This window comes from Nocardia uniformis NBRC 13702 (assembly GCF_001613345.1).
GTDB classification, from domain to species: Bacteria; Actinomycetota; Actinomycetes; order Mycobacteriales; family Mycobacteriaceae; genus Nocardia; species Nocardia uniformis.
Map to the genome: position 1 here is coordinate 44,154 of NZ_BDCE01000055.1, position 8,292 is coordinate 52,445.

Annotated in this window: 9 protein-coding genes and 1 pseudogene; 7 read left to right on the top strand and 3 right to left on the bottom strand. The window is 63.8% G+C overall.

What is annotated here, in order from left to right:
- Positions 1–10 precede the first annotated feature (10 nt).
- The 6 genes and pseudogenes from NU1_RS19100 to NU1_RS41560 form a co-directional block, all read left to right on the top strand.
- Positions 11–592: a hypothetical protein gene (locus NU1_RS19100; RefSeq protein WP_157552513.1), complete on the top strand. Its 582-nt coding sequence runs from the start codon at positions 11–13 to the stop codon at positions 590–592.
- A gap of 144 nt (positions 593–736) precedes the next feature.
- Positions 737–1,135: a phospholipase A2 family protein gene (locus tag NU1_RS19105; protein WP_067523152.1), complete on the top strand. Its 399-nt coding sequence runs from the start codon at positions 737–739 to the stop codon at positions 1,133–1,135.
- Between the two features lie 127 nt (positions 1,136–1,262).
- Complete coding sequence (locus tag NU1_RS19110) at positions 1,263–1,496, top strand: hypothetical protein (RefSeq protein ID WP_067523153.1); 234 nt, start codon at positions 1,263–1,265, stop codon at positions 1,494–1,496.
- A gap of 59 nt (positions 1,497–1,555) precedes the next feature.
- Positions 1,556–1,873, top strand: a complete 318-nt coding sequence (locus NU1_RS19115; RefSeq protein WP_067523154.1) for a hypothetical protein — start codon at positions 1,556–1,558, stop codon at positions 1,871–1,873.
- A 1,375-nt stretch (positions 1,874–3,248) separates the two neighbouring features.
- A complete protein-coding gene (locus tag NU1_RS43815) occupies positions 3,249–3,371 on the top strand; it encodes a hypothetical protein (RefSeq protein ID WP_281221244.1) in 123 nt (40 codons plus the stop codon).
- A gap of 256 nt (positions 3,372–3,627) precedes the next feature.
- Positions 3,628–3,765 (top strand): annotated as a pseudogene (locus NU1_RS41560) (IS3 family transposase); the annotation flags it as partial.
- A gap of 208 nt (positions 3,766–3,973) precedes the next feature.
- Here NU1_RS41560 and NU1_RS41565 read toward each other — a convergent pair.
- Both NU1_RS41565 and NU1_RS19125 read right to left on the bottom strand, forming a co-directional pair.
- A complete protein-coding gene (locus NU1_RS41565) occupies positions 3,974–4,114 on the bottom strand; it encodes a hypothetical protein (protein WP_157552518.1) in 141 nt (46 codons plus the stop codon).
- Complete coding sequence (locus tag NU1_RS19125) at positions 4,111–4,350, bottom strand: hypothetical protein (protein ID WP_067523156.1); 240 nt, start codon at positions 4,348–4,350, stop codon at positions 4,111–4,113. The genes NU1_RS41565 and NU1_RS19125 overlap by 4 nt, the downstream gene beginning before the upstream one ends.
- 89 nt (positions 4,351–4,439) lie before the next feature.
- Between NU1_RS19125 and NU1_RS19130 the strand changes: the two genes are divergently transcribed.
- Positions 4,440–4,790 carry a hypothetical protein gene (locus NU1_RS19130; RefSeq protein WP_157552521.1) on the top strand — a complete coding sequence of 117 codons (351 nt, stop codon included), beginning with the start codon at positions 4,440–4,442 and terminating at the stop codon, positions 4,788–4,790.
- Positions 4,791–5,355: 565 nt separating this feature from the next.
- Here the strand turns inward: NU1_RS19130 and NU1_RS19140 are convergent.
- Positions 5,356–8,292, bottom strand: a 2,937-nt coding sequence (locus NU1_RS19140) for an ATP-dependent DNA helicase (RefSeq protein ID WP_157552524.1), incomplete at its 5' end; no start/stop codon positions are given.

Genomic DNA, 8,292 nt, shown 5'->3' on the forward strand with positions numbered 1-8,292 from the left:
AGGTTACGAGATGGGGAAACACAGCCTCAGGTCCGAGAGTCGGCCCTTCGTGCGGTATGCCGACCTGCGTGGCCTGATGCGGTTGTTCGCGGCGCAGCGCTTCGTTCATCTACCAGGGTTGATCGGTCCTGACCAAGCCGAATACCTACTGCATTCAACGGAGGGGAGAGCCCGCAGACGTGTGCGATGCGGACTCGAGAATGTGTCGTGGGAGGAACAGGACCTCGTCGCCGGAGATCCCGGCTACGAGTTCTACCGGCACCCGAAGCTCACCACGATGATCCAAGCGTTGGCCGAGCCCGTCACGATCGACAGCCTGATGTGTTGGACATCGCGCTATGGTCCCGGGGAGTACATCAACCCCCATCGCGACCGGGCCGGAACCGTTCAAGTGCTGGTCTGCCTGGAGTCCGTGAGCTCGCGAGATCACGGTGGGTCACTGGTGGTTGCGGGGGTGGAACTATTTCTCCGCGCCGGCGACGCAATCGTGTTCGACGCGACCCGGCTCGAACACAGCACCACTCCACTCGTCGCTTCGATAGCGGAACCGATGCCGGCGCGCACTGTCCTCGTGGGCCGCTACTACACCTGATTCCGCAGCGAGCTAGCCGCCGGTCGCATCGAGAAACTCACGCACACAAAGAGGTTGACCGTTGCGGCCCGGCGAAGATCGGGCAACGCGATCATCGTCGACCCAGATCTTTGACCATTACGTCAAAAGAAGGAGGAAGCAGAGATGAGCGGCATTTTGCGCACCACGGTACAAGTGATCGTCGTCGGCGCAGCGACGTCATTACTCACGATCGGCAGTGTCGCGATCGCGGTGGCAGATCCGAATCCCGTTCCGGTGCCAGGCAATTACGAACCCGGTTCGGGTGATCTGCACGACTATTGCACCAGCCCCATGCCGAACGAATATCTCGGCGCCGATTTCAAAGGCGCGTGCGCCCGGCACGACCAGTGCATGGAGAAACACAGGGACGATCAGGTGTACGGCGACTGTCACGATGATTTCGAGTCGGATCTGCAGGCGGTGTGCAACTGGGCGTTCAGCTCGACTCTCGACTACCACCGACGCAAGAGCTGCAACACCTACGTCGACGGAGTGATCGCCGTAGTGCGAGCGAAGAATTGACGTTGACCTCACGGGCTGTCGCCCTGTTCCCGAGCACCACCACCCTCGAATCAAACCAAGGGCGGTTCGCCATCGTCACAGTTATCGGTGGCACCGGCGCAGCGCCTGAATCTGCAAGGGAGAGCACATGAATCGGTCGAGGAAGGTTCTCATTACCGCCGTGACCGCCGCCGTCCTGCCTCTCGTCACCGCGGTCTCCGCCAGCGCGACCGACGACAACACCTTCGACAGCAAAGCCGAATGCGAACAGGCGATTCCGTACCTCCGGCCTGAACTGCCATATAACGACGATGAGACGTTCCAGAGCCTGAAGTACTGCCGCATGGGCTTGGACCGCAAGTGGCACATCACGAACTCCTGATACTCCGCACCGCTATACGTGTTATCCGCATCGGAACCCCTACGCAAGGACGAAAGACAATGAAACGCACCATCATCGCGGCCGCTGCGGCCGCTGTTCTCGCCAGCTTCGGCCTCGCCGGGCAGGCGTCCGCGCAGACGTACGGACCCTTCGAAAGCTCGGAAGAATGTGTCGAAGCCTACGACTGGGTTCAAACGAATCCCGACGGTGGCGGCAGCGGCGAAAGCCAGCCGAGCGAGGAGGAGTTCGATTCCCTCGGCGATGGCAACAAGGAGCTGGCCCCGAACGGCTACACCGAGTACTGGTCCGAGGAACCCGACAGCATGGTGACCGTCTGCTACCTCGGTGACGACGGCTACTGGTATTTCACCGTCTAGATCACCCGAACCAGCGGCCACCTAGAGGTCGATGCCGGTCACTGACCACGGCGTTGGACCGGCACCGAATTCTCTGTCGTAGTGCGCATTCACTTCACTGGCACTCCCCCGTTCGAGGACGCTTCACCGTCCCTGCGGATGCCTCGGAGCGCGGCAGTGTTCCTTCGCGCGCCGGGCGCCGCAGGGTCAATACGTTGCCACTGTCTTGCTGTACGCGAGGTCGCAAAATAGTGGTGAACGAGCGAACTCAACCGGTGCCGCACCGCGCGCCAGCTGCGCATCCCGCCAATACCATCGACTACCGCATGCACCGGACGGAGTATCCAGCCGTCGGGGATCTGGTAGGTGGCACCGGGAACGTGCCCGGCCGATGACGCTTCGTGCCGCGAGGAGATTGGCGACCGCCCGCCGCGATCGCCGTGCGCCAGCTGGACTTCGGCGAGCCCGTCGAGGGATTGCGATCTTCGTTCTCGTCGACATCTCGTCGACCGCCACCATCCACCCGAACGCGCGGGGTACCGGCCACGAGTACTGAACACACTGCCATTCCACATCAGTGGCGGGTCGGGGCCGGAAGGCCTGACCCGACCCGCCACTCAACAACCCAGGATCAATCAGCATCCCAACACCGGGACAATAACGAACGGAAAAGCCCACATGAGCGACAACATTGGCAACGAGAGCGTCAAAAGCAACAGCCTTCGTGCCCTCGGCAAAGGCTCCAGTCAGGCGCGAGCACGACGCGCTGCCGCCGGTATCGTCATGGCGACTATTGCTGTAGTCCTTCAGATCTCGGCCGCAACTGCTGGCAATGCCGAGCCCGGATCCGGTGGCCGCGCCGTTCCTGCCCCCCCGGCTATGAATACAACCCGAATGACTCGCGTCCAAAGATTCACGACTACTGCAGCTACACGGGCAACGGCTTCAGCGGAGCCCACCCGGTGGACTGGCCGGGTATCACCGACGCGGACTTTCGGGGCGCCTGCGCCAAGCACGATATGTGCTACGAACGCGGCTCAGACCTTCCCAAGTGCGACGATCAGCTGTCCTGGGACCTCGCAGCCGAATGCCTGGAAAGCTTCCCCGGCAAAGGCGCGACGTACGCAGCTTGCCTGACTCACCGCGACAACATGATGGCCCTAGTCCGGCTCGCGGACTGGCGTCCCTGGAACTGACACGCCGACCGGGCCCGGCGTCGGAGCCCCCTGCAGCGATCCGCAGCGACTCTTCTCGGCCCGAGTTTGTCGCGCTGCGTTCAGGAAATCCTTCGGCTGACTCAAGCACACCTCGGCGCTCCCACCGAGATCGCGACCGGGCGTTAGACCCGCTCGAGGGCAATGCCGACAAGTCACACCGTGCAGGTCTCTTCGCACACGTGTGGCTTGTCCAAATCGGCGATATCGTCATCGTCGAGAACGCGAGCGAGCGCATCGAACAACAGCGCGTAGCCCTCGCCGGTCCACGGTTGGCCTTGGCGGGCCGGTCGGTCGGTGGGTAGTCATCGAATCCCCTCGCATCCCTCGTGGGCATCGGGCCGGGTCGGCCAGAGAACAGGAGCAGGTATTCCCTTGGTGGCCAAAGAAATCCGACCGATACCCGCATGCCACCACACCATCATCAGCCAGCCGACCGACACCAAGCATCGAGATCCGTCGGTGACTGGGTCCGGTGCGCGGCCCACGCGCCGACGCCAATGAAGAAGCGGTGTACTGGCCCTCGCGGGTGTGAAGTGCTGGAAGTTTTCCGGACACCACACCCGAGAGCATGCAAGGGCCGATATCGCACGTTATATTGAGCTGCGTTACAATCAGATCCGGTTGCATTCGACGCTGGGCTACCGCACGCCCAACGAGGTAGAGTCCGAATGGTTCGGCCGTATCCGAGTGGCGTGAGAAACCATAAATATCACTGTCCGAAGAACTTCCAATTCATTCGGATCAGCCGTCCGCCAAGCTAATTCGGTTTGTCCTTGTGTCCGTTCTCGCTGTAGTTGACAGTATTCGCATTATTTCTGACAGTCTCCGCAACCGCGACGCATGTCGTGTTGCGGCTGACAGAGTGAGTGCGTTGCTGCTCTCTGACGCTATCCCGAAACTCGGTTCAATCATCGGCAGCCAGACCGGCCCGCCACCCGCGATCCTCCGGGCCCAATGGACGCGGATATCGGCGGCCGCCATCGATCACGAAGCCCGTGTGCGCGAAATCGCCGCCGAAGTCCGCGCACAAGCTGTTCGTACTCACCGCGCGTCCCAGCGGGCGAATAGCGCCGACCAGTGGACCGCCGTTGTCACCTGTCCCCCGCCGGAGTCGCCGCAGAACGCGGAATCCGGCGCGCGCAGACCCGTCCTGTCACCGAGCCCGGACCCGACTTCGAGTCCACCCCGCAGGTCGATGTCGCCGTGGACCCGGATCACGGCGTCGACGTATGGGACATCGGAGCCGATATCCCTGGTGGGGGTCGGTGGCCGGTGAAACAATGTCTCGCAGGGTAGGTGACACCGATATCAGCGCATGGGGCCGAACGCTGTACACGCGCACTGACCGCCGTACATGAGGAGTAGTCAAGATGCGAGTGGCCTGGTGGCACCGGGTGTGGCATTCTCTCGACCTCATCGAACCGATGACGGTACGTCTAGCCACCAATGTCGCTCAGGCTGAAGGATGCTCAAACTCTGAGGACATCGCGGCCGAGGTGATGGCCTACGAGGTTCGCCCGGTCCAGGCAGACACGATCCCTCTCGGCTGCGTCGAGGAACTCGCGGCCTGCCGGCGGAAACCCACGACGGACGCAGTTCCACAGCCGCTTGTCATCCGCGGCACAGAGGTTGCGGCGCTGTCGGCGACAGCGCGCGCATTGATCTGTCAGCAGATGATTCACCGGCGCCTCGACCTGCCCACCGACTACGCCCGGCTGTAAGTGCCGATACTGGTACGTATCGACGCCGCGTCATGGCGCGGTGAATCGGTGACTGATTGGGTGACCACGCAGGTTCGTCGGATGTATCGGGTCCCGCACCGGTTGCCGAAGCCAGGCATTCGTGCGCTGGTCGCAGATGGCCTAGTGGTTCCTGTGATCGACCGCGTCGACCACTGGATGAGATCACAGATCTGAATACCGCATCAGCTCTGCTGGAGGCGGCCAACCGGCCTCCATGGATTTCTCGCGGTGTTGTGATCACGTGCCAGACAAGTCTTTTCGACCAACTACGCGACAGCCACCGAAACGGTGGTTCCCCGACTACGAACTGGCTCGCACGTTCGAGTGTCTTCTCCCACGCGGCGGCAAGTTCGCGGGTGGTGACCTCGCAGGCACAAAGGATCCGCTCGATGGTTCCCCATCCCGCGGGGACTGCCCCCCCGGTTCGGTTGACTCAAACCCTGGGACAGGTCAGCGAGTCAACCGAACTCGGGGCAGTCCCAACCCCATTTCGGCAACTTTCCTGAAATATCGATGAGGGGGACTCGTTCGGGCCCTGCCGCAATCACATACCGCGACGACGTGGTCGCCGGGCCGCACTGGCGGGTTTTATGCGACGGCGTGCGGACGCAGCAGTCTTGCGGGAAGCGGGTGAACGCGGCGCAGGCGTGGTGGTTGGGGACGGCGCAGATGCAGAGGTAGCGCTGCGGTGGCGCGACTGGGCCTCTTTGATTCGAGTGCGCAGTTCGCGGGCGAAGTTGGCCAGGTTTTCGTCGCGGCCAGGGTAGTTGGGTATCGGCCGGAATTGGCCCGTGTAGGGCAGGTCGGTCAGTGCGCGGAACTGCCGGTTCTGGGATGCGGGTTGGGGATTGGGATGGCGGTCCAGGATCCACGTGCGGGTCTGGCGGCGGCCGTCAGGTGCTGTATCGGCGATGCGGAAACGGCGGGTTTTTGGTGTGGGTCGTGGGTCGGGGAGATGGTCGAAGATCCAGATATCAGCGCGGTCGCGGAGTTCACGTGCGGTGTCGGGGACGAGCAGTAGCGAGGCTCCCAGGTCGTTGCCGTTGTCGGTGGCGATAGCGGCGATCAAGGCGGTGGTATCGAGGCGGTGGGCGGCGGCGAGGGCCATCGTGTCCAGCAGGGCATTCCAGTGTCGGGAGTTGGCAGCTAGTCGGTACAGGACCGCCGGCATCGCGCGGTAGAACGTGCGCTCGGTGTGGGTGTCGGCGAGTTGTTTGACGTAGGCGTGGTAGTCGGCGTGCATACGGGCCAGGCGCTCGGCGGTCACCGGCGCGGGCCGACGACGGGCGTCGGCTTCTTGTACAAGCTCTGGCCTGGTGATCAGGAGCTCGAGGGTGTTGATCCGCGTGATGAAAGCACTCGAGTCATAACTACCGGTAGCAGTAAGGGTTTCGGCCTGGCCGAGAACGATGGTGGGGTGGTGGAGATGCTGGCTCTCGTCGGAGTCCGGGCGATGGTGGGCCGCGACTGGCGGCACATTCTGACGCGTCGTGGTGTCGGGGAGGGTGGTGTCGGCGGTGGGGCTGAGGAGTCGTCGCCGCAGTTCACGTGCGTAGATGACCAATTCGGTGTCCATGCCGGACCACGGGGTGGGCACCGGGAGGAAGGGGCCTGAGTACGGGGCATCACGTAAAGCGCGGAACCGTTGTGCGGCGGGTGTGGTCATGACCGGAAGTGTGTTGAGGCGATCGATGGTGTCGGTGATGGCGTGAGGATCTGTGGTGGTGAGGGTTTCGACGGGGGCGACGGTGATCAGGTTGGGGATTGGCGCGAGGCGTTGTTGGATCCAGCGGTCGGCTCGCGCTCGGAGTACGGCGGCGGTGTCGCGGGCGGTGGCCAGGGATTCGCCGAGGTCTTCGCAGTTGTTGGTGGCGATGGCGGCGACGAGTTCGCCGGTGTCGAGGCGGTGGGCGTCGGCGAGCGCGATCGTATCGAGCAGGTCCTGGTATTTCGGCGAGTGTTTGGCCTCATGGGCGAACAGGACGGGAAGTGCTCGGGTGAGCAGAAATTCGCCGCGGGCATCGGCGAGAAGTTGGTAGGCGTGCTGGTAGTTGACGCGCACACGGTGGTCGGCGGCGGCTTGTTCATCGCGCATGATGTCGGTCGCGGAGCGGTTGTCGTCCTCGCGCGCCAGCACGCGGGCAAAGCAACGGAAGGGTTCTCGAGGGTCATCGGGCTGTTGATCGCCGGAGAAGTCGATGAGGGCGTCGGTGGCCAGGAATAGTTGGTTGAGGTCGGTGCCGCGAGTGAGACCGACGTAAGCGAGAGCGCGGCCGAGGGTGTCGTCGAGCAGGGTGTAGGCGTGGCGGACGGTGATGCCTTGGGAGCGGTGGATGCTGGCGGCGTACCCGAGTTCGACCTCGTGGGCGACGTAGCCCGGGGGCAGGGTGACATGCCCCCGGTGGCCGATTCCGGTGACGGTGACAGATCCGTCTCTATGGATGCGATGGATATGCCAAAGGTCGCCGTTGTCCACCTGGGTACCGTGACGGTGCCCGCCAAGGATTTTCAGTCCGGGGTTGTTGAGGCGGGTGACGATGGCGTCGCCGAGGTGACCGGTGTGGTTGTCGGACAACAGGATTCCTCCGCCGTCGTGGCGGACGCGGCCGGTGCCGAGGTGGATCGCTTGGGCGGCGGTGTTGAGTGCGGAGACGTCGGCAAGGGTGGCGGCGATCATGACCGAGGAGATTCCCGCGTCGGTATCGGCCAGGTGCGCGGACAGGATCGCCGTACGCAGTTGGTCACTGAGGCCGTGGGTGACGCGGCCGTGGCTGTCGTAGAACTCCCACGCGTGCTTGGCGTTGCCCGCCCGCACAGCCAGGGTTGCTTCGGCTTCTGCCGGGTCGGTGAAGCGCACCAGCTCCGTGAGTGCTGGTGCGCGGTTGTCGCGGGCGATCGTGGCGATGATGCCGCCGGACTCGACCGCGGAGAGTTGTGCGGGGTCGCCGACGCCACGGATCACCGCGCCGTGGGTGTCGGCGAGGGTGAGCAGGGCATCGAGGTCGAAGGTCGCGGCCATCGCCGCTTCGTCGAGCAGAAGCATCGCCCCAGGCGTGATCCCAGTGGGCACACCATGACGGGCTTGGGCGAGGAGTTTGTGGATGGTCCGGGCCGGAACACCGAGACTCGCGGACAATTCCCGAGCTGCCGAGGCCGACGGTGCCAAGGCGATGACATCGCGCCCGGCGTCACGCCAGGCCGTGGCAACGGCTTGCATGGCGGTGGTCTTTCCGCTGCCAGCGGGCCCGATCACGACGGCGAGTTTCGTTGGGGCGGTGCATAAATAGCGCGCAATCTCACGCTGTCCGGGGTTGAGAGCGCGGACGCTGCTGAGTTGGATTCGCTCGATCGCCGAGTCGACTTCTCGGGCGGTGAGGATGGCGGCGGTCGGGGTGCGGGCGGCGTTCAGGAGCCGGATTTCGGCATCGAGGACGGCATGGCTGGTCCAGCGGGCAGTGCCGGTAGTGGTGAAAACGCTCTC

Bases quoted from the DNA above. Each gene is read 5' to 3' on its own strand.
- NU1_RS19115 (WP_067523154.1), top strand. From the start codon at position 1,556: ATGAAACGCACCATCATCGCGGCCGCTGCGGCCGCTGTTCTCGCCAGC.
- NU1_RS19110 (WP_067523153.1), top strand. From the start codon at position 1,263: ATGAATCGGTCGAGGAAGGTTCTCATTACCGCCGTGACCGCCGCCGTC.
- NU1_RS19100 (WP_157552513.1), top strand. From the start codon at position 11: ATGGGGAAACACAGCCTCAGGTCCGAGAGTCGGCCCTTCGTGCGGTAT.
- NU1_RS19130 (WP_157552521.1), top strand. From the start codon at position 4,440: ATGCGAGTGGCCTGGTGGCACCGGGTGTGGCATTCTCTCGACCTCATC.
- NU1_RS19105 (WP_067523152.1), top strand. From the start codon at position 737: ATGAGCGGCATTTTGCGCACCACGGTACAAGTGATCGTCGTCGGCGCA.